The organism is Acinetobacter sp. NEB 394 (assembly GCF_013374795.1).
Taxonomy (GTDB): Bacteria; Pseudomonadota; Gammaproteobacteria; order Pseudomonadales; family Moraxellaceae; genus Acinetobacter; species Acinetobacter johnsonii.
Map to the genome: position 1 here is coordinate 3278853 of NZ_CP055277.1, position 25370 is coordinate 3304222.

Here is a 25370-nt window from a genome sequence, read left to right on the forward strand (position 1 = left end):
CTGAGTTGTCATAAGTTTTTTTCGTTATTTCCGACTAAAAATACGATTTTTAACGATAAAATTCACCATATAAAACAAATTTGTCAGGAAATGACATACGGTTTATGTTTACAATTACGCAAAATAAATACCCCTTCAGACAAACTGCGGGATTGGTCATTTAAGCAGGAGTGTATATGTCCAAAAGTGGCTTTGGTCAAATGTATAGAAAGCTTTCAAGTAAGCTTCTTGACCTCATAGTAACCCCACATGTATTGGGTGAGGTTCCAACAGAACCGACAGCAACAGATGCTGACCCAGCAGCTTCAGGCCATCCCAAAAAAATTGTCTGTTATGTGCTTCAAAATCACTCACGCAGTAATGCGCTGTTGGTGGATGGTGAAACACGTCGTTTAAAGCTTGCTCCTGCACTCGATCCTTTGGTCGTGGGGACGCATCAAGAAAAAGCATCGATCGTGTTTTTACAGCATAACGATGAAAATAATTTACTTAACCCTTCACCACACACCTTTCCACCGCGCCTGTTACGTCTAGTTGAAGCTTTAGAACAACAACCCGATTTAGACGTAGAGCTGGTACCTGTGACGGTACTGTGGGGACGTTCACCAGACAAAGAAGACTCTTGGTTTAAATTGTTATTTACCGACACTTGGGCAACGCCAAGTACGGTGAAGCAGCTGATGAATATTGGTTTACATGGTCGTCAATCATTTTTAGAGTTTCATGAAAGTCAGTCTTTACGTGCTTTGGTTGACTTTGCAAAAACCACCTATCCGAATTTATCGCCTGCGACTTATATTCTAAACACCTTAAATAATCAGCTCGATGCACACCGTGAAGCGGTACTCGGTCCCGATCTTTCGGACCGCCGCAACGTGATGCATTCATTGATTAAAGCCAGTGATGTACAAGATGCGATTCGTCGCGAAAGTATCCGCGGCAAAATTAGCATGTTGGACGCAGAACGTCGTGCCATTGGTTATGTCAATGAAATCGTATCGGATTACTCACATTCAACCATCCGTTTTGCGGAAATGGCGCTGGCACGTTTATGGACGCAACTCTATGACGGGGTTGAAGTCCATAACTTCAATACGGTTCGTGAGCTGGCTAAAGACTACGAAATTGTGTATACCCCATGTCACCGTAGTCATATCGACTATTTACTGTTGTCTTATGTGGTGTATAACCGTGGTTTGATGGTGCCTTATATTGCTGCAGGCGATAACCTGAATATGCCATTTGTTGGGCAAATTTTACGTGGTGGCGGTGCATTCTTTATTCGCCGCACTTTCCGCGGTAACGCGCTCTACACTTCGGTCTTTAAAGAATACCTATACAGTATTTTGTCGCGTAATACGCCTTTGGAATACTTCATCGAAGGTGGTCGTTCACGTACAGGTCGTCTGCTACCACCGAAGACAGGTATGTTAGCCATGACGGTGCACAGTCACTTGCGTGGTCGCGCCAAACCGATTGTCTTTGTTCCGACCTATATTGGCTATGAACGCTTAATGGAAGGTGCGACCTACGTCGGCGAGATGAACGGTAAACCGAAAGAAGCCGAGTCTGTCTTTGGGATTCTACAAACTTTACGCAAAATTGAACGTATTTTCGGGAAAGTCCATCTGAACTTTGGTGAGCCCGTTTTCCTCGATGACATGTTGAAAAAGCATGGCGCTGAGAATGTACAAATTGCTAAAAATGATGATCCAATTCCGCAAGAAGTCTCTGATGCAGTCAACAGTTCAGCGCATGCGATTTTAGAAAATATTAACCGTGCAGCTGTGGTGAATCCTGTTTCATTACTGTCTTTGGTTCTATTGGCCACTGAGAAGCATACGCTGGATGAAGAAATTTGTATCAAACAGCTCGACACCTATCGCAAGCTTTTGACGACACTTCCTTATGATGAGCGCCTCTTGGTCACGCCATTATCGGGTAAAGAAATCATTGCTTATGGCTTAAAGCTAAAACTGATCAAGCGCGTCAATCACGTTCTTGGTGACATTATTGCAATTGCGGACAATCAAGCAGTACTGCTGACCTACTTCCGTAATAACATTTTGCATGCCTTTGTATTGCCATCACTCGTTGCTGCTTTGGTTGAACACAATGGAACCATTGGCCGTGGTGATTTAATCAATGTAATTCGCACGCTGTATCCATTCTTAAAAGCAGAATTGTTTTTAAAATGGGAAGATGCTGAACTAAAAGATCAAATTTGTGCTTATGTAGATGGTTTGATTCAAGCTAAACTGATTTCTGAAGATGCCGAAGGCCACTTGATTTCCCCTGCTCCAAACAGCGAAGACCATAACCAGTTGGTGGTATTGGCTGCGCCAGTCATGCAGAGTCTTGAGCGTTACTACATGACGCTTGCGCTGATTACACAACGTGGTTCTGGGAACATTTCAGCACGTCAGGTGGAAGAGCTGAGTCATTTGGTGGGTCAGCGTCTATCTGTCCTATATGAGTTCAATTCACCTGAATTCTTCGATAAAGCCCTGTTCCAAAGCTTTATTAAAGTGCTCACGCAACAGGGTTATATCAGCACCAACTCAGACAATGCGATTGTGTTTGATGAGAACTTCCAAAACGTTGCGCAATATGCCAACTTGGTACTGGATGATGTCACGCTACAAATGTTGCAACACATCACCACTTTCAGCGATGAAGAGCTAAAAGATGTACTAGACCGAGTGGCTGCTGAACAAGCGAAGAAGCGTTTGAAACGTAAGAAGAAGTAATTTCTTTTTAAAAGCATAGGGATCTACAAAATGTAGGTGCCTATGCTGTTCAACAAGAAAATTCTTAAAATTTTCCTATAAGCATCAATATCTTAATAAAAGCCGTTCTAGGGTTAAGCGCACTGGAACGGATTTGTCATGATTCTTCACGTTCCACAGCCATTTTCCAAACGATGCTTCACATTTTTTATGAGTGAAAATAAAAAATTATTTTGACTCACGCTCTGCTAACAACGCCAAATAATCATCAAAGCAATGTGGATGCTGTAATTCAAAATTCATCTGCTGCATACGTGAAGCATAAATTTGCTTGCCTGATGGCACATCACTTTCCAAAATAAAAACTGGCAGTCCTAACTGCTGTTGAAACCATTGAATAATTTCATGTAAAGGCAGTGGCTGGCTATTGCTACAAATATAAGATTTTTCAGTATGTTCCACGTGAAGCAAGTGCGCTAGAAAAGCAACCAAATCATCAATATGAATTCGGTTCGACCAATGCAGTCTTGGATAAGCTTTTGTAGTTCCCGCAAGTTTTATCATACGACTAACTGAGATTCCATAAATGCCTGTTGGACGTACAATCACACATTCAGAGGGATAAGCCTGTTGCCACAAAGTTTCCATGTTCAATAGCACCTGCCCTTGCGCATCGCTCGGTTGGGGACAAGTATCATCATCAACTCGCTCACCTGTACTTTCACCATAGACACGTGTAGAAGAAACCACGATCACCTTTTTTAAAGGATGATTTTTTAAGGCATGTAGCATGGGTGCAATCGAGTCTACAAAAGTTCGCTGATACGCCTCCACCGTAATGCTCTCAGGCGAGAGTAAGACATACACAGCATCAATGGGTGCGACTTGAGACAAATCCAGCTGATGAATATCTTGAGTCAAATGCTCAGCCCAATCATCTGATTTCGGACTTCGGCTAATTGTGGTAATTTGGTGGCCTTGCTGAAATAACTGTTTAGCAACACGCTGAGATGTTTTACCATAACCTATAAATAAAATATGCATTTAGCACCAAATCACAGACAAAGTTGAGGGGACATGGCTGCAGTCCATCAGTTGCAGGGGGTCGGAGCTGCCTCTGCTGCACTACTTGAAAAGTTGAATCTCTTCACTACAGATGATCTGCTGTTTCATCTGCCACGAGACTATGAAGATCGTAGCACGATCATCCCCATGAACCAATTAACGGTTGGGCGTAGCTACTTACTCGAAGGTACGATTCAAGGTGTGGACTTTCCACCGGGTAAGCGAAAATCCATGGCGATTGGACTGCAAGACGACTTTGGCAAAGTGACTTTGCGCTTTTACCATATTTATAAAGGCTTAACGGATCGCGCAAAGGTTGGCAACCGTCTGCGTATTTTTGGTGAAGTCCGTGTGGGTGCGCGTGGTCTGGAAATGTATCACCCCGAAATTCAACTCATTACAGAGCATACACCCCTTCCACAAACTCAACTGACTGCGATTTATCCCAGCACAGAAGGGCTGACGCAACCTAAGTTTCGTGAATACATCAAACAGGCTTTAGCCAAGCACAGTGATGATTTACCTGAACTGCTACCCGCAAAATTTACCAATGGCTATGCACTTAAACAGGCATTGGACTACATCCATCATCCTCCTGTAGATGCCAATATGCTACAACTAAGCCAAGGCTCACACCCTGCCCAGCAACGTTTGATTTTTGAAGAGTTGGTTGCGCATCAGGTCAGTCTATTAAGCCGTCGTGCCTATATCCAACAGATTGAAGCGCCGCGTATTTCTACCAGTCGTCAGTTTGCCAAACAACTGCTCAGCAGCTTGCCCTTTGAAATGACCAATGCACAAAAGCGTGTCTCCAAAGAAATCGTACAAGACTTAAAACTCAATAAACCGATGTTACGTTTGGTTCAAGGCGATGTCGGTGCAGGCAAAACCTTGGTCGCAGGCGTCGCAGCCTGCCATGTCTTAGAAGAAGGTTGGCAAGTGGCGTTAATGGCACCGACTGAAATTTTGGCGGAACAACATTATCTCAATTTTAAAAAATGGTTTGAGCCTTTGGGACTCAGTGTATCTTGGCTTTCAGGTAAACAAAAAGGCAAAGCCCGTGCCGCAGCCGAACAAGCCATAGTTGATGGCACAGCGCATCTGGTGGTGGGTACACACGCCCTGTTTCAAGACAATGTCCGCTTTGCCAAACTTGGATTAGTCATTATTGATGAGCAGCACCGCTTCGGGGTCGATCAGCGTTTAGCCCTGCGCAATAAAGGCGCGCAGAATATGACCCCACATCAATTGGTCATGACAGCAACCCCTATTCCACGAACTTTAGCCATGTCCGCCTATGGTGACTTAGACACGTCCGTGATTGATGAACTCCCTCCTGGACGAACGCCAATTCAAACCGTGACTATTCCACTCGACCGCCGTGAAGAAGTCCTACAGCGTATTGCCAGCAACTGTCTAGAAGGCAAACAAGCCTACTGGGTCTGCACCTTAGTTGAAGAGTCTGAAACCTTAGATGCTCAAGCTGCTGAAGCGACGTATTTAGAAATTAAAGAACGCTTCCCCGAGCTCAACATTGGTCTTGTACATGGCAAAATGAAAGCCGATGAAAAGCAAGCAGTAATGCAACAGTTTAAAGCCAATGAGTTACAACTCTTGATTGCGACCACAGTGATTGAAGTGGGGGTCGATGTACCGAATGCCTCAATCATGGTGATTGAAAATGCGGAACGTTTAGGACTCTCTCAATTACACCAATTACGTGGCCGTGTTGGTCGAGGTGCCAAAGCTAGTTTTTGTGCACTGTTATATAAAAGCCCACTATCTCAAAATGGACAAGAACGCCTACGCATCATGCGTGAAACCAATGATGGCTTTTTAATTGCCGAAAAAGATTTGGAAATCCGCGGTCCCGGTGAATTGCTTGGTACCAAACAAACAGGTGATATGGGCTTTCGTGTAGCCAAACTGGAACGTGATAATCATTTGCTCAATCAGGCACATTATGTCGCAGCTCAGATTTTAAAAGACTATCCCAGAAATGCTGAAGCCTTACTAAAACGCTGGCTGCCTGAAGCACCACGCTATGCCTATGTTTAGTCATTTACGGCACACCGCCAAACAGTTGCTACACAAAGCTCAGCCTTGTCAGTTGTGTGGCATTGTACGCGCAGATCTGCACTCGGTCTGTTTGGATTGCTGGCAACAACTCCCACTGCATCCACAGACCATTGAAAAACAAGAGCTGAGTATTCATGTCGCAGGGCAGTATCAATATCCTTTAGACCATCTGATTCAGCAGTTCAAATATGAACAACAACTGCATTGGCAGCCTCTACTGTCTGGCATTCTTCAGCAAATTCGCTTCCCTAAAGTGCAAGCAATTGTTCCAATGCCGATTTCGAGCCAGCGTTTAGCCGAACGTGGCTATAACCAATCAATGATCCTCGCCAAAGACTTAGCCAAGCAGTTCAATGTTCCCATTTGGCAGCCTGTGATACGACTGCATCAACATTCACAAAAAGGACTCAGTCGACTGGAACGCTTAGATCAAATTCATCAACAGTTTAAAATCGATCCACAGCAACGCCAGTATGCAAAACGCTACCGACGTGTTTTGATTTTGGATGATGTCGTGACCACAGGCAGCTCGATTCAGGCACTGACTTTACAGCTTGAACAATTGGGTTGTCATAAAATCAGCGCCGCGTGTATTGCCTATGCACTAAAATAATTAGACTACGTCAATCAGCAAATGTTCACGTACCCATGGCATGACCACCTCAGTGGTCAGCGGTGCAAGTGCAGTCTGCTGGTCATTCAAACTGACCCATTTCATCTCTGCAATTTCAGCCGCAATTTGTGGCGCTTGCTGAAGCTGAACATGGTAAACATAGCTGACCAATTTAAAATCAGGTTCATTGGCGGTGGCTGTTTCAAAACGACCAACAAACTGTTCAATCGTCGCATCACTTCCAATTTCCTCCCGAATCTCACGCAGCATGGTTTGCTCAGGTGCTTCATTGGGCTCAAGCTTACCACCCACTTGCATAAAACATGCGGTGTTCTGCTTACGCACCAACAAAAGCTGCTGCTGTTCATTCACAATAATAGCCGCAGCGACCGTAATCACCTTCATGCTTTGACATCCAACAGCTCAGGATCAACCATGCCCCACTTCGGCTCAGGTGCTTGGAACTGATCCATCTGCTTTAAAATTGCTCTGACCGAATCCGACACAATCAGGCTATCGGTAAAACGTGCATGGGTAAAACCTTTGTCGGTGGTCATCTTCAGAAATTTAAGTAAATCATCATAAAAGCCATTTACATTTAAAAAGGCATTCGGCTTAAGATGAATACCGAGCTGCGCCCATGTCCATTGTTCAAAGATTTCTTCTAAAGTCCCTGCGCCGCCTGGCATTGCAATAAATCCATCCGACAAAGCTGACATTTTCAGTTTCCGCTCTTGCATGTCTTTGACGACATGTAACTCGGTCAGGCCTTGATGCGCCAACTCACGATCCACCAACACGTGTGGAATCACACCAATCACTTGACCGCCTGCCTCTAAAGCACTGTCTGCCACAATACCCATTAAGCCCGAACGACCACCACCATAGACCAAGGTTTTGCCTTGTTCTGCAATGGTGTGTCCAACCTGACGTGCTGTTTCGGAAAAGATTTGATCTGAACCTAATGCGGAACCACAAAAGATCGCAATTGAATTTGTCATTTTTTACTCTGATATTTAATTGTCATGCAACTTCACTAAAATGAATGGATATTTTTTAGCAATTTAACCATTCGATCAGTGTTTTTATTGCAATCCTTGTCTAAAATACACCCATCCACTTCAACCATTACTGCGCAAAGGAGAAAGACGGCATGCTTGAAGCCTTTTACGCCACAGAGCGCGGTAGCTTAGAAGACATCACCATTAATGGCGATTTCGATCTTCAGCCCGATTTGGTCTGGCTTGACCTCATTGCTCCCTCCCAAGAAGAACAACAGTGGATTTTAGATGCATATGAACAAAATTTACCTACGCTAAAATCACTCGAAGACATTTCATCTTCAGCTCGATTCTACCGTGATGACGACGGTATTTTGCATATCAGTACGTATTTTTTAACGAAAAATAAAAACTATCAAGTCGATGGTGAGCCTGAAGAAAGCAGCGGTGCCCTTGCCACGGTACAAACTGTCGCTTTCATTTTACATAAAGAACGTCTCTTTACCCTTCGCGGGGAAAAACTGGTAGCGTTCCGTGCCTTTCGTGCGCGTGCGCGCCGCAATGACTACGAAATCGACTATAAAGATCCAACGTGGATCTTACTCGGTTTACTCGAGGCGAAGCTGGACGAGCTTGCGGATATCTTAGAAGATATCCACAAGGACTTGGAAAAGTATTCCACAGAAGTGCTGAATAACCGTCACCGCGAGATGATTCTCGACTTAGATGACATGATTACCCGTCTGGCACACTTGGAAGATATGCTTGGAAAAGCACAGCTGTGTTTGATTGACTTACGCCGTGTACTGACCTTTCTATCACGCCCACGTGCTTTAGGCAGTCATATTTATGATGCAGACATTCGAGAGCTCAGTGAAGACGTTCGCTCACTGGTTGAGCACGATGCCTTCTTATTCCAAAAAGTGCGATTCTTACTGGACACCACCTCAGGCTTCATTAACACCGAGCAGAATGACACGATTCGTCGCTTCTCTATCTTACCCAGTATGCTCGCTCCACCAATGCTGATTGCCAGTATTTACGGCATGAACACCGACGTGTTGCCTTTTGCCAAAGGCGGCACCAGTTTTATTGTGGTTAGCCTGATCTTAATGGCGTTCCTGATTGGTCCGCTCATTTACTTCCGCTGGAAAAAATGGATTTGAGTACACGTTAAGACATTACTTTTCAAAATAGATTTAAGAAACGCAACATATAAAAAAAGCACCGTAGGGTGCTTTTTTTATTTAAGGGATTAACTTTAAGTCATCCTGTAAATGACAGGCTTGAATCACTTTCATCATTTTTTCAGGTACAGCTTTAAAATGTAAACTACGTGCATCGGGTGTTTGACGCAACCAACGCACCAAAACTGCCAGTGCCAATGTACTACCATGCTCAAGCTGTGCCAGATTCACCACCACAGGATAAGACTGTGACTGAATCACCTTCAAACCTTGTTGATAGTAACTTTCAGCATTGTCATATGTAATCTGACCTGAAAGCTGCATTTCCTGATTGCTAAAGTTAATCACCTTTCACCTACTTATTTTTTCTTTTCAACCGCTGCTTCTGCATCAGGTTGGAAGTTTGCAATCGCTTTATCTAGATCGCCGCCATTACGTTTAACCGTTGCCGCGAACTGATTACGGAACTGTAAACCAAGGTCAATACCCGACACATTGATATTACGGATTTTCCATTGGTTGCCTTTATCCGCCAACTGGAAAGACACTGGGATTTTTTCGCCTTTGTTATTAAAGTCGATCGTCACCACAGGGTTTTTGCTATTGGTTTCTTTATACGGACGGATGGTATATGTCTGATTGCTGAATTTCGCGAATGCAGTACCGTAGTTTTCAATCAGTGTTTCACGGAAATTATTCTCAAACTTCGCGCGTTGTGCAGCTGTACTGTATTGATTGGTTGCATAAGTCCCCATCACAATACGAGAAAACGCTTGTGAATCCACATAAGGGTCTAAGTTTTGACGAACAATCGTTTTCACCGCAGCTGGGTTGTTTTGTAGCTTGGCATGATCCGCTTTTAAACGCGCAATCAATCCATCTGCCACTTTTTTAACAAAAGCAGGTGGTGCTTCACTTGGTGCTGCAAAAGCAGTACCTGCAAACATTGTAGTTAAAATGCTAGCTGTCAGTGTTTGTTTCAATAAAGTATTCACTACAATTGGTCCTCTTCAAATCATTCAACAAATGACACATTGGCATCTGCTGTTTCAGCGGTTTCAGGTTGCTCAGTTGTTGCTGAAGCATCTTTCGATTTACCTGCACCGCCCGTAATAAATTTAGTAATTAAGTCTTCTAGGTCCATTGTGCCTTGGGTATTGCCAATGCTTTCACCACGTTTCACGTAGTTCAAACCACCCCCTGGAACAATTTTCAAGTACTTCTCACCGAGCAGACCATTGGTTGCCACCATAATATAAGCATCTTCATCAATGCTAGTGATGGACTTCATGTTCGCAATAAGTTGCTTTTCCATTTCTTTTTGTTGCGCAGCATCCGCAGCGGTATAGTCGCTACTGTAACGAAGCTCTTCAAGTGCATTGTTTTCAACTTCTTTGAGTTGTGCTGGATTAAAGGTCGTTAATTTACCATCCAAAGAAAAAGAAACCGTCGCTAAACGTGTCACAGGGTCTAAGCTTATTTGATCGACTTGACCAATTTTTACCCCACTCATCGTCACTTTCGCACGTGGTTTTAAACCATTTACGTTATCGAAGGTTGCACTCATTTCATAGCGATCACTGAGATTTGATCCCACCAAACCACTCACTCGCATCGCAATAAAGAACAAAGCGATACCGAATAAAATGACAAATATGCCGACTGCCAGCTCACTTGCACGTGATTTCATTAAACACCTCCAAACATGACCGCAGTCAACACAAAATCAAAACCTAAAACACAGAGCGATGAATACACCACAGTGCGTGTGGTTGATGTCGCAATACCTTCAGATGTCGGTTCACAGGCATAGCCTTGATACACCGCAATCCATGTACAAATTAAAGCAAAAACAAAACTTTTAATGATAGTGCCATTCAGGACATCTTTATAGAACTCTACGCTACTTTGAATGCCACTCCAGTAAGAGCCTTCATCTGCACCCAAGAAGTCTACACCCACCATTTTACCGCCCATAATCCCCACCGCAGCGAAGATGACAGACAACATCGGCAAACTAAAAATACCTGCCCAAAGTCGCGGTGAAATTACACGTTTAAGTGGATCAACCCCGATCATTTCCATACTGGACAACTGCTCTGTAGCTTTCATTAAGCCAATCTCAGCCGTCAATGCAGAACCCGCACGACCTGCAAACAGCAATGCTGCAACCACAGGGGCTAACTCACGAAGTAAGGTCAAAGCAACTGCTGTACCCAGCATCGCTTCACTACCAAAGGTCACCAAGATGCTATACATCTGTAAGCCCAGTACCGCACCAATAAATAGCCCTGACACCACAATAATGAGCAGTGATAACACCCCAACGCGGTACATTTGGTAAACAAATAACCGAACACCTAAAGCAGTGGGCATCGAAAATAAAATTTGTAATAACATCAGGCTGGCAACACCAATGCCGCGAACCCGTTCAATCACGCGTCGACCTAAGAGTGCTATCGCATTCATGCTTGCACCTCAGTGTTTAGATATGCCTTATGGCTAAATTGATAATCGACAGGCCCTTCAACTGCACCTGTTAAAAACTGTTTAACAAATGGAGAGGCATTCGCCTGCAACTGTTCAGGCGTGCCTTCACCTTGTACCTTACCTTCTGCAACAACATAGATATAGTCTGCGATCGATAAAGTTTCAGCCACGTCATGCGAGACAATAATTGTTGTTAAATCAAGAGCTTCTCGCAATGACCGAATCAGACGTGTAAGTACACCCTTCACAATTGGATCTTGTCCTGCAAATGGCTCATCGTACATGATCAGCTCAGGATCTAGCGCAATTGCACGTGCCAAAGCCACACGACGGTTCATCCCGCCTGAGAGCTCAGAAGGCATCATCTGTTCTGCGCCACGTAAACCGACAGATTCTAGTTTTAAAGATATAATTTCTGACAGTAAATGCTCAGGCAGCTTGGTATGTGCTCTTATCGGAAAGGCCACATTTTCATAAACCGACATATCGGTAAACAATGCGCCACTTTGAAAAAGCATACCCATACGCGCACGCGCAGCGAATAACTCTTTGCGTGACATTTTCGCAATATTTTGCCCATCAAAAAGCACTTCACCTTGGTCAGGCGTCAATTGACCGCCAATTAAACGTAGTAAAGTGGTTTTACCTGTACCCGATGGTCCCATAATGCCCGTAATTTGACCTTGTCGAATTTTTAAATTGACCTGATCATAAATGACACGTTCCCCTCGCTTAAAGCTCAGGTCTTTGACCTCAATGAGGGCTTGAGCAGTCAGAGGCGCTTGATTATTCATAGCTGTGCGTTTTCCTGCATTTTTTCAGCATGCATACTATAAAGGATTAAAAAACGATATGTTAGCGTATTCCGTGTCTAATTTTGTGCACGAATTGATTTCAGTTGGTTGTATTTATATTTATTTGAACGGCGAAAACAAGCTACATAAGATGAATTGCTTCATCCATAACGACTATAGACAAAGAAAAGAATGTTGCAAATAAGCAAAAAGAGTCCGAGATAATGTGCCATATTGACCTCTTTCAAGTCAGAGAGTGTGGCGATTGATTCAACCTCATTATTGTGCATCATTATTATCAATACAATTAAAATATGACTCAGTATACATTTTAATTTATTTTTTTACAGCCGTAGACAAAAAAAACCAGTGTTTCCACTGGTTTTTTTATTCATTCAGACTTAGTCGTTAAACTTACGACGTGGGCGGTCAAAACCACCTTCAGTACGTGGACGATCTGAATTAAATTCACGCTTCGGACGGTCTTCGCCACCAAAAGTACGCTTAGGACGGTCTTCACCACCGAAAGTACGTTTTGGACGGTCATCACCAAAAGAACGTTGTGGACGGTCACCAAAACCACCTTCACGACGTGGCGCTGGACGATCACCAAAATCACGTTTTGGACGGTCACCAAAAGAACCTTCACGACGTGGTTTGTAGTCTACACGGTTACCGCGGTTGTCATCATTCGAGTCAAAACGTGGTTTATCGTTGAAACCGCCTTCGCGACGTGGACGATCAGAGTTGAATTCACGCTTTGGACGATCATCAAAAGAACGTTGCGGACGATCACCGAAACCGCCTTCACGACGTGGCGCTGGACGATCACCAAAATCACGTTTTGGACGGTCATCAAAAGAACGTTGTGGACGATCACCGAAACCGCCTTCACGACGTGGACGATCATTATTAAACTCACGACGTGGACGATCTTCACCACCAAATGATGGACGATCACCACGAGGTTTGTCATCGTAGCTACGACGTGGACGGTCATCACCACCTTCACGACGTTTAAAGTTAGACTCACCTTCGAAACGAGCACGACCGCCGCCATCGCGACCACCGAAACCACCGCGACCACGACCGCCGCCATCACGACCACGACCATCACGACCACGACCGCCGCCATCACGACTACCGCGTGCAGGAGGTGGAGATGGCTCAAGGCCTTCAATTTCAGATACATTCAAACGCGCATCTAAGAAATCTTCTAAAGCACGGATTTTACCGCGTTCACGGTAAGTTGCTAAAGTGATTGCTTTACCAGTACGACCCGCACGACCTGTACGACCAATACGGTGTACATAGTCTTCGTTCTTCATTGGAAGACCGAAGTTGATTACGTGTGAAATAGTTGGTACGTCAAGACCACGTGCAGCAACGTCGGTTGCAACTAAAATTTTTGCACGACCTTCACGGATGCTACGTAAACGACGGTTACGCACAGTTTGTGGCATAGCACCATGAAGTGCTACAACTGATAAACCTGCTTCAGCAAGTTCTTCAGCCAACATATCTGTGTCTTCTTGAGTAGAAGCAAAGACAACAGCTTGATCTACATCTTCAGCACTTAACCAATGCGTTAGTAATTTTTTCTTGTGCTCAAAGCCATCAGTCCAGTGTAAAGTCTGAGTGATGTCAGTATTCGTAGAGTGACCAGTTTCGATTGCAATACGTTGTGGATCATTCATCATGCGTTCAGCAAGTGTAATGATACGACCAGCAAATGTTGCAGAGAACATTAAAGTCTGTTTACGGTTTGCAGCAAGATCGCTAATTGCTTCTAAGTCTTCAGAGAAACCTAGATCAAGCATACGGTCTGCTTCGTCAACAATAAGCGCATCAACTTGGTCTAATTTAATTTGACGACGGTTTACAAGGTCAAGTAAACGACCTGGTGTTGCAACAACAACTTGCGCACCTTTTAACTGTTGGATTTGCTTACCAAACGGCATACCACCCATGATTGCTGCAATACGTGCACCTTTCATGTGACGGACAAAACCAATCGCGTCTTGGCTTACTTGCTGCGCTAACTCACGAGTTGGGCAAAGAACCAAAATATTCGGTTGTGTAATTGCTTTCATACGTTCTTTGAACGGAACGAAAGTCTCTTGGGCTGCAAGTGCGTTTAACGTTGGAAGTAAGAACGCTGCAGTTTTACCTGAACCTGTTTGGCTAGATACTAAAAGGTCTTTACCTTCTAAAGCTGCAGGAATCGATTGTTCCTGTACAGGCGTAGGAGAAGTAAAACCTAAGCTTTGTAAAGCTTGTTGTAACGATTCATGTAAAGGAAAATCAGCAAAAGTTTTGCTCATAGAGTATTTCACCCGAAAAATGGGTGCTCCATTAAATATATGGTCTGATGGACATCGGCAAAAAGCGGCACAGCAATAATCGCTGAAAATATAGAATCAGCGGCGATCCGAGAACGACGATGCGTATAACGCACATTTGATTACAGCCGCAACCTGAAGGAATCGCTTAAGCGATTGGGTGGGGCGCGAAATAATGTCCTCTCTTTGGACCGGACGCGCATACACAATGATAGAAGAGAATGTTCAGGTAATGAACGAAATTTAGTGCGTGGGCGGAGTATAGCAGGATATTTTTAAAAGTCACCTCTTTTCGTGAAATTGATACAATATTTTCCTCAAAGATTGAATAAATGCAGGTTTTCACTTTAATTTTTTTGACCATCTAGAAAAATATTGAATAGTATTCTTTGCTCTTTCCTCAACTATCAGCCATATGACGCAATTAATTGTACTAGCTCTTGCTCTAATGCTGCCGTGATTTGACATGCTATCTGACCTGTCATAAACATTAGACACAACAAGCTTAAATAGGTATCTATACAGTGGTTAATTTTAACCCGCTTTATTTCTGTATAGCGTGATCTTCATTAAGAGGTAATCAGAATCTGGCACAGCCTATGTTTTACAATCTATAGAGGTTAAAGCCAGAAAGTAAATCACCACAAAGACCTTTATTTTTTTTCATCCATATCAAAGAAAAAGCCCTCTTCTGAGGGCTTTTTCAATGTCTTAAAACACAATCTACATGCTATTACTTAGCAGCTTCACCCCAAGCAGGTACAACTGCTTTCATCAGAGGTTTCAACATTTTCATAGAACATGCCAGTACTTGGCCATTTTCCATAGATTCGCTACCACCACGTGCATCAACTACTGTACCGCCCGCTTCTTTCACGATCAACTCACCAGCTGCGATATCCCAAGGCTTTAAGCCAAGTTCGAAGTACGCATCGAAACGACCTGCTGCAACATATGCCAAATCTAATGCTGCAGAACCTGTACGACGGTATTGCGCGCCAGCTTCAGTCACATTTAACAATGAATCAAAATGATTTTTTGCATAAGAAATCACTTCACCATTACGTTTTGCACGGTAAGCATGACCCACAGACATGAATGTATTTTCAAGGCTGTCTTTCACATTTACACGAATACGGCGTTGGTTCATCATGGCACCACGACCACGACTTGCAGAGAACAACTCATCTTTCACAGGGTCGTAAATTACGCCATGTTGAGTAATGCCTTTATGTTGAACTGCAATAGAGATACAGAAGTGAGGAACACCGTTAATGAAGTTTAGAGTGCCATCAAGTGGGTCGATGATCCAACACCAATCTGCGTCGTGACCTTTACCTTCTTGAAAACCAAACTCTTCACCAAGGAAGCTGTGATTTTTATAGCTTTTACGTAGGGTATCGATAGCCAATTGTTCCAAATAACGGTCTACACGCGTTACAGGACCATCAATTCCTTTTTCTTCGACTTGTAGATCGAGCTTATGACGATTTTGATGCGCTTTTAAAAGCTCTTGACCGACTAATTGAGCCGCACGCGCAGCCATCACCACCATAGGTTCCATTGAACACCCACTACAATTTGAAGATATTGATAAAGAATAATGCATAAAAGCCCGCGCATCTTATCAAAGATCGGGGCTTTTAGGGAAAAAATGTTTCTAAAATTTAAAAACGGCGCTTAAACCATATGTACAAGTTTTGACCATGCCTGGCGCACCGAACTTTCAATGCCTTCTGCATCTAGTCCTGCCTGATGTAACATTTGCGCATGTGTGGCTTGATGCATGAATATATCCGCTAAACCGAGATTTAACATCGGTTTCATGATTTGAGCCTGTGCCAAATATTCATTGACCGCACTACCCGCACCCGCCATCACAGCATGTTCTTCAACCGTAACAAATAAAACCGTTGATGGTGCTAAAGTCGCTATCATCTTTTCATCAAGCGGTTTAACAAAGCGCATATTCACCACACGAACCGCCAAATCTTGTTCAGCTAATTTCTGTGCTGCCTCTACTGCGACCTGAACACGACTACCAAAAGCGAGAATGCTAATAACGTCGTCTTGGGCATCATTAAAGCTCGCTACAATTTCAGCCTGACCAATTTCCATCGGGGTCATCTGTTGTTGAATTTCAACACCGAGACCATTGCCACGCGGGTAACGCACTGCAGCAGGACCATTATATAAATAAGCAGTATGCAACATTTGACGACATTCATTTTCGTCTTTAGGCGCCATAATCACCAGGTTCGGTACGGTGCGCATAAAGGCATAGTCATAGGCCCCAGCATGAGTCGGGCCATCTTCACCCACTAAACCTGCACGATCGATACCAAAGGTAACATCTAGATTTTGCAGGGCCACATCATGAATCAATTGATCATAGCCGCGCTGCAAGAAAGTCGAGTAAATGGCCACCACAGGTTTTAAGCCTTCACACGCCATACCCGCCGCCAAAGTCACGGCATGCTGTTCTGCAATCGCGACATCAAAAAAACGCTGTGGATACTGTTTGGCAAAACCCACCATACCTGAGCCTTCGCACATGGCAGGGGTAATCGCCAGTAAACGCTCATCTTGTGCGGCTTCATCACATAACCATTGACCAAAGACATCTGAATATTTGGGCGCCGTTTGTGGAGCAGACTTGGCATTTATTTTTGTAATCGCATGATATTTGATTTGGTCAGCTTCAGCAGGGGCGAAGCCTTTGCCTTTTTTGGTATAGACATGAATTAAACGTGGCCCTTTACGTTTTTTTAATGCGGTAAAGACTTGTGTCAACTGCTCGACTTCGTGCCCATCAAAAGGCCCAAAGTAATCAAAACCAATCGCTTTGAATACGTTGTCGGCCGCATCTGTCGCTGCGCTATGTAAGCGTGAGTTATAGGTCCACTCAGGGTGTGGCTGCACATAAGCTTCGCCATCCGCTGAAATATTAATGGACTGACCACTCTCCCAAATCGAAGCCAAATGTTTAGCAAAACCACCTGTGCTGCATGAAATCGACATATCGTTGTCATTTAGCACCACTATCAGGTCAGCATCATGCGCGACTGCATCGTTCATAGCTTCAAAGGCCATACCCGCTGTCATCGCCCCATCACCAATGATCGCGACCACTTCACATGGATTGTTTTGATAACGACGTGCCAGCGCCATACCTAGCCCTGCTGAAATCGCAGTCGAAGAATGTCCGACTCCAAAGGTATCAAACACCGATTCATCACGCGCAGGAAAGGCAGCCAAACCATCTTTAGCACGAATAGTCGTGAGCTGTTCACGGCGGCCCGTCAAGGCTTTATGCGGATAAGCTTGATGACCGACATCCCAAATTAAGCGGTCATTCGGTGTGTTAAAGCAATAATGTAATGCCACGGTGAGCTCGACTACACCGAGGTTTGCACCAAAGTGTCCCCCACTTTGTCCTGCGGCATACAGAATAAATTGACGTAGCTCGTCTGCCACTTGTGCTAATTGACTTTGCTCAAGCGAGCGAAGTTGTTGAGGATGATCAATCGTATCCAACAACGGTGTTACAGGGCGATGAGCTGGTATTTCTGTATACAACATAATATGGCAAAGCCTTCTAAAGCCTGGCAAATCTAGCTAGGTCAAATGGGTAATTCGATCATATCGTCGAATGCTATCACCTTCAATCAGCCATATTTCTAGCGATGCAGTTTTGAGCAGTGCTCTCACTGGGTGTTCGTTTAGTGCAGGTGATTATCCTGAATAATCTTACTATTTATCAACTATTATCGTTCGCTTTATACAAAAAAGAAAATCTTCTGCATAAATTCATGGATGCAATTCTACCAATGTCGATGCATTACGCTATACTTTAGCCAATTTCTGAACTATTTACAGGTTTAGCTGTGCCTATTGAATTTGTTGCTACATCCCGTTTACCGACTGCTTTTGGTGAGTTTAACATCACCGTATTTCAAGATCCTAAGACCGGTGAAGAACATGTTGCACTCTCAAAAGGTTTGGATCAACCGATCACAGAACCCGTTTTAGTCCGTGTTCATTCCGAATGTCTCACGGGCGATGCCTTTGCTTCCTTGAAGTGTGACTGTGGCCCACAATTGCAAGCCACACAAAAACTGATCAATGAAGCTGGGCAAGGCGTGATTCTGTATTTGCGCCAAGAAGGTCGTGGCATTGGGCTGACCAATAAAATTCGTGCTTATGCGCTACAAGATCAAGGGCATGACACAGTCGATGCCAACCTAATGCTCAACCTCCCTGCCGATGCGCGCCGTTATGACATGGTCAGCATTATGTTAGATCATTTGAATATTCAACAAGTCCGTTTGATTACCAACAATCCATTGAAGATTGCAGCACTGCAAGAGCAAGGGATCAATGTGGTGGATCGTGTACCATTGACGGTCGGTTTAAATCCTTTCAATGAAGAATATTTAAAGACCAAACATGAACGCATGGCGCACTTGTACAAGAAAGATGATTTTTAAAATTTAAAAACTTACTCTAAGCCTGCTTGAAAAAGGCTGGCTTAGAGCACTTCAATCAGATTAGATGGTCATGGAGAAAATACGGCTCTCGGGTCGACGGCGTTTTAAATGCAAATCGAACGCCATACAAATATTGCGCACAAAGGCTTTGCCCTGCTCAGTCACCCTTATACTGTGTGGCCCAATCTCCAATAAACTATCATCCTGCATTTCTTCCAGTTGTCCCAAGACCTCAGCCAATTCCGGAAATTGCATATCTGGTTCTGCCCACGACGTCTGAAAGCTACACATCAAATTTAAAATGTGACGACGAATCATCAAATCTTCGGCACTTAAAATATGCCCGCGATAGACAGGAATTTCATTGTTTTCCAGTCGCGCATAATAATCTTCGAGTTTTTTTTCATTTTGCGCAAAGCTATACCAACTGTCACTGATGGATGAGATACCTAAACCAATCATCACTTGGGTTTTCGATGCGGTATAACCCATAAAATTGCGATGCAGAGTGTCTGCCTGAAATGATTGATACATCGCATCACTTTCTAAAGCAAAATGATCCATACCAATTTCATGATACCCCTGTGCCAATAATTTATTTTTTCCTTCCTCATAGCACTGACGTTTTACTTCATCTTTCGGCACATCATGGTCTTTAAACCCACGCTGTCCATTGCCTTTGATCCAAGGCACATGTGCATAACTATAAAATGCCAGACGATCTGGGCGTAAACGATTGGTTTGATCAATAGTATTGAGGACATCATCAAGCTTCTGAAAAGGCAACCCAAAGACCAAATCATGTGAAATTGAGCTATAGCCTATTTCACGTGCCCACAGCGTCACTTGCTCGACATGTTCAAAAGGCTGTATCCGATGAATGGCTTTTTGTACGGTTTCATTATAATCCTGTACCCCATAACTGACACGGCGAAAGCCCAAGTCATACAAGGCTTGCAAATGCTCCCGTGTCGTATTGTTCGGATGCCCTTCAAAGCTAAACTCATAATGCTCGGCAATCTCTGCCTGCGCAAGGATGCCTTCAATTAACTGACTTAAATGCGCTGGAGAAAAGAAAGTTGGCGTTCCCCCGCCCAAATGAATTTCTTTAATGCGCGGTTTGTCTTCAAGCCATTCACAATAAAGAGACCATTCCTTCAAAACCGCCTGAATATAAGGCTGCTCCATCTCATGCTTTTTGGTCACGCGTTTGTGGCAGCCACAAAAAGTACAGAGACTTTCGCAAAAAGGCAGATGAATATACAGACTTATGCCTTCAGTAGAATTCGATTCAGCAAACGATGTTTTCAGCGTCTGTTTCCATTGATCTAAGGAAAACTGCGCCTCTTCCCAATACGGCACCGTTGGATAACTGGTATAACGTGGACCAGGAACATTGTATTTTTGAATCAATGAATCGCGCATATTTACCATCAGCTCTTCCATATTCAGAAGATGCAGCCTATTCTGCATCGCCAAACTCGGGTCTGTACTGTGGTTATTCTGCTGAGCTTAGAATCAGAATTCAACCTAGCGAATTGGTCAGGTTATTTTCGAATGGCAGCATTTCATTTTTGAATTGCTTCACAACATCGAATGCTGCAGTAGGACTCTTTGGAAAATATTCTTAATCTTTTTGCTGTTTTATGTTTTGATGTAGGCAGTTTTCATCTTTTTCCATGAGGCTTTTCATGCAGCACCCAACGTCTGCGGATATCCAACGTGTTCGCGAATTTCTTCTCGACTTACAGGCTCGTATTTGTGCCGCACTTGAACAACAAGAACGTGCTGGTGGCGGGACTGCGCAGTTTGAAATAGATGATTGGGAGCGTCCTGAAGGCGGTGGGGGTCGTTCACGCGTACTGCAAAATGGTACGGTGATTGAAAAAGGTGGAGTGATGTTCTCACACATCAACATCTCTAAACTCCCTGCTTCAGCGACTGAACGCCATCCGCAAATTGCAGGCGCCAAAGCGCAAGCAATGGGCGTGTCTCTGGTGATCCATCCAAAAAACCCGAATGTCCCGACGTCACATGCCAATGTACGCTTATTCGTGGCTGAAAAAGAAGGCCAAGATCCAATTTGGTGGTTTGGGGGTGGTTTTGACCTCACACCATTTTACCCGAATGATGAAGATGTGCTGTCATGGCATCAGACGGCACATGACTTATGTGCGCCCTTTGGCGCTGAAGTCTATGCCGAACATAAACAATGGTGCGATGACTATTTTTATTTAAAACACCGCGACGAACAACGTGGCGTCGGTGGATTGTTCTTTGACGATCTCAATCAATGGGACTTTGAAACCTGTTTCCAATATATTCAAGCCGTGGGCAATGGCTATCTGAATGCCATTCTTCCGATCTTCCAGCGTAACCAAGACAAGCCTTATAGCGAGGCGCAACGCGACTTTCAAATCTATCGTCGTGGTCGTTATGTCGAATATAACTTGGTCTATGACCGTGGCACGCTTTTTGGTTTACAAACAGGTGGACGAATTGAATCGATTTTAGTGAGCTTGCCGAATTTGGCTGGTTGGTCATATCGACCTGAATGGGAGGCCGATTCCGCTGAGAAAAAACTGACCGACTTTTACCTGAAACCGCAAGATTGGCTCAAGCTACTCAAATAGAAACACAGGCTTACAATTCTCCCCCCTCACGCATGCCCTTTTCACTAGATTAGGGCAGCTTATCCATTAAATTTTATATATTTCCCGATCAATTCCCCGTAGAATGACCACTACACAAAGCGTCATTTCTTTGCATTTATTAAAGCATTGTCACAGGTTTAAAACAGCAATTGGGTTCTTTTAAGTTCGCAAAAACCGTAAGCTAAATTAAGTCATTTTCAATGTATTCATTTTAATGACATCAACATTTAGTATCCTCCTTTGCTGTTCTCTGAGGTCCCAAACATGTTCGCAAAAAGAGTTAGCTCGACCACCATGGTTCTTTTCTGCTTTGCTATTGTGTTGCTAAGCTCGATCAGTACCACTATTTTTTCTGAAAGTGCGTTTAATGACAATGCATCCATCAGCATCACCGTATTTGCAGGTATCGGCTTAACCCTGACCGCAGCAAAATTATTGTTTGATGCGATTCACAGTATCTGCAATCCATAATCGCCTTTCTTTTCTCTGCTGATAAAAAACACTGAACGCTTTAGCCTGCGTGTAATTTGCCGTATATTGAACGGCATTTCTCACATGGATTTGGTGCGATGAGCAAACAATTCGCTGTCATTGGCAACCCGATTGAGCAGTCTCGCTCACCTGAACTTCACCATGCGTTTGCACAAAAAATGGGGCTCGACCTCAACTACAGTAAACGTTTTGCGCCACTCGATGGCTTCCTCGCCAACATCCAAGAATTCTTCTCACAGGGTGGCATTGGTCTTAATGTCACTGTCCCGTTTAAAGAACAAGCCTTTGCAGCCTGCGCAGTCCTCACTGAACGCGCTAAAATCGCAAAAGCAGTCAATACACTGTGGATGGTCGATGGTCAATTACATGGTGACAACACCGATGGACAAGGCTTAGTCGATGCCATTCGTGCATTGGACTGGAGCTTAGAGCAAACTGATGTACTGATCATCGGTGCAGGTGGTGCAACTCGCGGCGTCATTTATCCACTGGTCCAAGCAGGGGTGAAAAAAATTGTGATTGCCAATCGTACCCTTGCCCGTGCTGAGCAACTGATTGCTGACTTAAAAACGGCTGTACCGCAAGCCGAATTACAAGCCATCGGCTTAGAGGCACTCGAAGGTCAGTTTGATTTGGTGATTAACGCAACCTCTGCCAGCCTAAGTGGCGATGCCTTAATTCTGCCTGAAGCCCTGCAATTTCAACATGCCTATGAAATGGCCTATGGCAAACCCTCAACTTTTTTAGATCAAGCTAAAGCTCGCGGCGTACCTACCTCAGAAGGCTACGGCATGCTGGTTGGTCAGGCGATTGAATCTTTTTCGATTTGGAATGGCATCAAACCCAATCTGAAAGATTTTTTATAAGCACAAATAAAAAAGAACCTCCGCAGAGGTTCTTTTTTTCACATTACTTCATCTGTTTTTGTACGGCTTTATAGGTCTCGTAATAGGTCGAATCGCTAAAGAAGTCATCATGTTCAAGCTTCAAACCTTGCAACGATTTTTCTGTCAATTGACCTTTTAAGTCATCTGCAAATGCTTTAGCAAAGACGTGTGCAGACTGAGTCAAATATGCAATCTGCTCTGGCTCAATTTCATAGGTATCGGTAAATTTGTCTTGATAGACCTGAGCAAAAACCGCTTGCTTGGTTTTGTATTTCTTCACCAAATCCTTCCATTGTTGATTTTCTTGTACATCTTCCAGTGCATCATTAACAATATTGGCGATACTTTCACCCAACTCATCAAAGTCTTGTTCGTGTTGTAAAGCATGTTTTTGACGTAACTGGTTCAAACGTTTGAGTGTTGTACCCTTCGGCTCTGCAACATCCATGAACTCGTAGGCATACACTTCTGAAATTTCATTGATGGTCGCTGAGCTATAGTAACGAATATACTCTGGACGCTGTGCGGCAAACATCAAAGCAAATACTGCTTGATACGCTTTAACTTCAGAATGCTGACGTGCGTAGCTTTGCTGCGCTGCCTGCTGGTAATAATCTGAAATAGCCTTAGGTAATTCTGTTGTGCTTGATGATGCGCTCTCTACACTTGATGAATCTGCACCTAACGGGCCCAGCATGCCTTTCACTACATTTTCTAGCAGTGAACCTTTAGACACTTCCTCAATCGATTTTGCATTTCTTAAAGCTTGACGGTCAATGGCTGTCGCACTGCCATAATTAAACACCTGATTGGTGCTCTTAATTTGTAGCTTACCAATTTGCTCATCGCTAATCACAATGTTGTAATCCATGTTTTGCGCACGACCTTTTTGGTCGAGTCCAACATCCATCACAAACGGTGAACGCTCGCTACCCAGCTGTGCCATGATCGGTGTAATTTCAGCCTGATGTTTTTGCCAAAGTTGTTTAAAGCTTTGTGCGTCTACCAGTTGCTCTGTTTGATACGCGCTAAAGAGTGGTTTCAGCTCTTCCAAAACATTGGTCGCTGCTTGTCCAAAAGTCTCTTCATCTACAGATTCATTGGTTACTTTAGGTGCAAGTACATCAATATCTTGATAATCACGGCATGCGGTCACTTTACCAATAGGAATGTTCTTGCTGTTGATGAGCGCATCGCAAGCTTCTTCAGATAGCGTATTTGGTGCTGCAGAAGCAGACACTTCTGTTGCTGTCTCATCAGCATCTTCTGTCGCGGCCTGCGCATAAGCCACATCTGCTGCTGCATCAACCGTAGCATCGGCAGCGGCATCTACAACAATGTCTTGTTCATCGCTCTGCCCATAACCACTCAAGTTCTGCATTTGTTGGTTCACCAAATGACTGACACGTTCGAGTGAATCATAGGCTGGGTCTTCACTTGCGCTACTTGCTGCAATCTCTGCTTCTTTCGCCGCCTGCATTGCATCTTCCGCTGCGCTTGGCGTTTTTGCAGCATCTTCAATCAGACGCTCAGCATCAAAAGCTTGTATCTGTTGGGTATAGTGCAGTTTATTGACGTATTCAAACAAGCCCAATTGTACTTGTGCTGTTTCTAAGTCACCCATATAGCGAATTTTTTTGCTTAGCCCAGCTTCTTTTTCTGACTTGCTTAAATCAACACTATGCACCTGATTTGGCTCTGCCAAAGCATATGGCAGTGCATTCATCTGCTTTAAGTATTCAGCAAACTTTTTAAAATCAATATGACCGAATGCATCTTTATGCTTAGAAAAGTCAATGTAGGCAAAGCGATCCTGACTTTCACGATTCACCATGAACGGCATAAAGGCAAAGTAGTTGGTATAAAATTTATAATCATTAAAATCAACCACCATCGGCAACTGTGCTTGCACTTGTAAGGTTGGTTTTTGATAGCTTAACTGCAAAGTCAATGCCGCCAATTTTTGACGGAAATGCACAGAGCCCTGATAACTAAACTGTAAGTCATTGAGTAAATTTACCAAAGATTCTGCGATTTGAACCTTAGCAGAACGTGATTCACCACCGCCATACAACGATGCATACGGATTTTGTTCACGCGCAAGTGCATCATATAGCGCTTGTTTTTCTTTGGCAGTAAAGGAAATCTTTTGATTTTTTAATAGTTGATCTAATTGTTTTTTCAACTCTGGATCTAAGTTCGTCCCATTTGACTGAGTATTCGACTTAGAATTTGGCTTGGACTCATTAAAATTAAAGTCAGATTGAATAGAGAACTGACCTTTAAAATCATAGCTGGAATTTTCAAACATGGCATTAAGACCATGCGTGGCTTGTTGCCCGAGCTGTTGATCTGAAGAAGCATTGGATTTAATGACATGCTGAGTACACCCACTGATACTCAAACCCAATAAACAAAGTGTTATATATTTTAAGCGCATAATACTTGCTGAAAACCTGAGTTAATTATAGTTTATTAAAAAAGTACATGATCAAAAGACCATCGAGTCAGTGTAACAGAACTGTCTTTTTAGATTGATGATTTTAT

At 43.7% G+C, this 25370-nt stretch carries 21 protein-coding genes; 8 read left to right on the top strand and 13 right to left on the bottom strand.

The annotated features are described in order from the left end of the window. Positions 1–176 precede the first annotated feature (176 nt). On the top strand, positions 177–2750 hold the full coding sequence (plsB, locus tag HUK62_RS15980; protein WP_176538333.1) for a glycerol-3-phosphate 1-O-acyltransferase PlsB: 2574 nt from the start codon (positions 177–179) through the stop codon (positions 2748–2750). Between the two features lie 207 nt (positions 2751–2957). Here plsB and HUK62_RS15985 read toward each other — a convergent pair whose 3' ends face one another. After that, positions 2958–3773 carry an NAD-dependent epimerase/dehydratase family protein gene (locus tag HUK62_RS15985; protein ID WP_176538334.1) on the bottom strand — a complete coding sequence of 272 codons (816 nt, stop codon included), beginning with the start codon at positions 3771–3773 and terminating at the stop codon, positions 2958–2960. A 33-nt stretch (positions 3774–3806) separates the two neighbouring features. On the opposite strand from HUK62_RS15985, the gene recG reads away from it, so the two are divergent. Further along, positions 3807–5852, top strand: coding sequence for an ATP-dependent DNA helicase RecG (gene recG / locus HUK62_RS15990; RefSeq protein WP_176538335.1), 2046 nt, complete (start codon positions 3807–3809; stop codon positions 5850–5852). Next, positions 5839–6486, top strand: a complete 648-nt coding sequence (locus HUK62_RS15995) for a phosphoribosyltransferase family protein (RefSeq protein WP_176538336.1) — start codon at positions 5839–5841, stop codon at positions 6484–6486. Before recG ends, HUK62_RS15995 begins: the two co-directional genes overlap by 14 nt. On the opposite strand, the gene HUK62_RS16000 is transcribed toward HUK62_RS15995, so the two are convergent. Both HUK62_RS16000 and HUK62_RS16005 read right to left on the bottom strand, forming a co-directional pair. Then, a complete protein-coding gene (locus tag HUK62_RS16000) occupies positions 6487–6891 on the bottom strand; it encodes an NUDIX domain-containing protein (protein ID WP_176538337.1) in 405 nt (134 codons plus the stop codon). Then, on the bottom strand, positions 6888–7487 hold the full coding sequence (locus HUK62_RS16005; RefSeq protein WP_176538338.1) for a TIGR00730 family Rossman fold protein: 600 nt from the start codon (positions 7485–7487) through the stop codon (positions 6888–6890). Before HUK62_RS16005 ends, HUK62_RS16000 begins: the two co-directional genes overlap by 4 nt. Before the next feature lie 152 nt (positions 7488–7639). Between HUK62_RS16005 and HUK62_RS16010 the strand changes: the two genes are divergently transcribed. Then, on the top strand, positions 7640–8653 hold the full coding sequence (locus tag HUK62_RS16010) for a CorA family divalent cation transporter (protein ID WP_004691361.1): 1014 nt from the start codon (positions 7640–7642) through the stop codon (positions 8651–8653). An 81-nt stretch (positions 8654–8734) separates the two neighbouring features. Here HUK62_RS16010 and HUK62_RS16015 read toward each other — a convergent pair whose 3' ends face one another. From HUK62_RS16015 to dxs, 8 genes are all read right to left on the bottom strand, one after another. Beyond that, positions 8735–9022 carry an STAS domain-containing protein gene (locus HUK62_RS16015; protein WP_176538339.1) on the bottom strand — a complete coding sequence of 96 codons (288 nt, stop codon included), beginning with the start codon at positions 9020–9022 and terminating at the stop codon, positions 8735–8737. 11 nt (positions 9023–9033) lie between these two features. After that, positions 9034–9669, bottom strand: coding sequence for an ABC transporter substrate-binding protein (locus HUK62_RS16020; RefSeq protein WP_004691364.1), 636 nt, complete (start codon positions 9667–9669; stop codon positions 9034–9036). Positions 9670–9689: 20 nt separating this feature from the next. Then, a complete protein-coding gene (locus HUK62_RS16025; RefSeq protein ID WP_176538340.1) occupies positions 9690–10364 on the bottom strand; it encodes an outer membrane lipid asymmetry maintenance protein MlaD in 675 nt (224 codons plus the stop codon). Beyond that, positions 10364–11143 (bottom strand): lipid asymmetry maintenance ABC transporter permease subunit MlaE, encoded by a 780-nt coding sequence (mlaE, locus tag HUK62_RS16030; RefSeq protein WP_004691368.1) that lies wholly within the window; start codon positions 11141–11143, stop codon positions 10364–10366. The genes HUK62_RS16025 and mlaE overlap by 1 nt, the downstream gene beginning before the upstream one ends. Continuing rightward, a complete protein-coding gene (locus HUK62_RS16035; RefSeq protein WP_004691369.1) occupies positions 11140–11958 on the bottom strand; it encodes an ABC transporter ATP-binding protein in 819 nt (272 codons plus the stop codon). The genes mlaE and HUK62_RS16035 overlap by 4 nt, the downstream gene beginning before the upstream one ends. A gap of 401 nt (positions 11959–12359) precedes the next feature. After that, the gene (locus HUK62_RS16040) at positions 12360–14282 is read right to left on the bottom strand and encodes a DEAD/DEAH box helicase (protein ID WP_004977947.1); all 1923 of its coding nucleotides are present in this window, start codon (positions 14280–14282) and stop codon (positions 12360–12362) included. Between the two features lie 751 nt (positions 14283–15033). Beyond that, positions 15034–15864 (bottom strand): inositol monophosphatase family protein, encoded by an 831-nt coding sequence (locus HUK62_RS16045; RefSeq protein ID WP_004691373.1) that lies wholly within the window; start codon positions 15862–15864, stop codon positions 15034–15036. A gap of 116 nt (positions 15865–15980) precedes the next feature. Then, positions 15981–17882, bottom strand: a complete 1902-nt coding sequence (gene dxs / locus HUK62_RS16050; RefSeq protein WP_176538341.1) for a 1-deoxy-D-xylulose-5-phosphate synthase — start codon at positions 17880–17882, stop codon at positions 15981–15983. Between the two features lie 305 nt (positions 17883–18187). Between dxs and ribA the strand changes: the two genes are divergently transcribed. Continuing rightward, positions 18188–18790 (top strand): GTP cyclohydrolase II, encoded by a 603-nt coding sequence (gene ribA / locus HUK62_RS16055; RefSeq protein ID WP_058870370.1) that lies wholly within the window; start codon positions 18188–18190, stop codon positions 18788–18790. Between the two features lie 60 nt (positions 18791–18850). On the opposite strand, the gene hemN is transcribed toward ribA, so the two are convergent. Continuing rightward, the gene (gene hemN, locus HUK62_RS16060) at positions 18851–20215 is read right to left on the bottom strand and encodes an oxygen-independent coproporphyrinogen III oxidase (RefSeq protein ID WP_176538514.1); all 1365 of its coding nucleotides are present in this window, start codon (positions 20213–20215) and stop codon (positions 18851–18853) included. Between the two features lie 266 nt (positions 20216–20481). Between hemN and hemF the strand changes: the two genes are divergently transcribed. The 3 genes from hemF (at position 20482) to aroE (ending at position 22802) form a co-directional block, all read left to right on the top strand. After that, positions 20482–21423, top strand: coding sequence for an oxygen-dependent coproporphyrinogen oxidase (gene hemF, locus HUK62_RS16065; protein ID WP_176538342.1), 942 nt, complete (start codon positions 20482–20484; stop codon positions 21421–21423). 285 nt (positions 21424–21708) lie between these two features. Then, positions 21709–21915, top strand: coding sequence for a hypothetical protein (locus tag HUK62_RS16070; protein WP_010327619.1), 207 nt, complete (start codon positions 21709–21711; stop codon positions 21913–21915). A 98-nt stretch (positions 21916–22013) separates the two neighbouring features. Then, positions 22014–22802, top strand: coding sequence for a shikimate dehydrogenase (gene aroE, locus HUK62_RS16075; protein WP_176538343.1), 789 nt, complete (start codon positions 22014–22016; stop codon positions 22800–22802). 43 nt (positions 22803–22845) lie between these two features. Here aroE and HUK62_RS16080 read toward each other — a convergent pair whose 3' ends face one another. Then, entirely contained in the window at positions 22846–25263 is a 2418-nt protein-coding gene (locus HUK62_RS16080; RefSeq protein ID WP_176538344.1) for a hypothetical protein, read from the bottom strand. Positions 25264–25370: the final 107 nt, after the last annotated feature.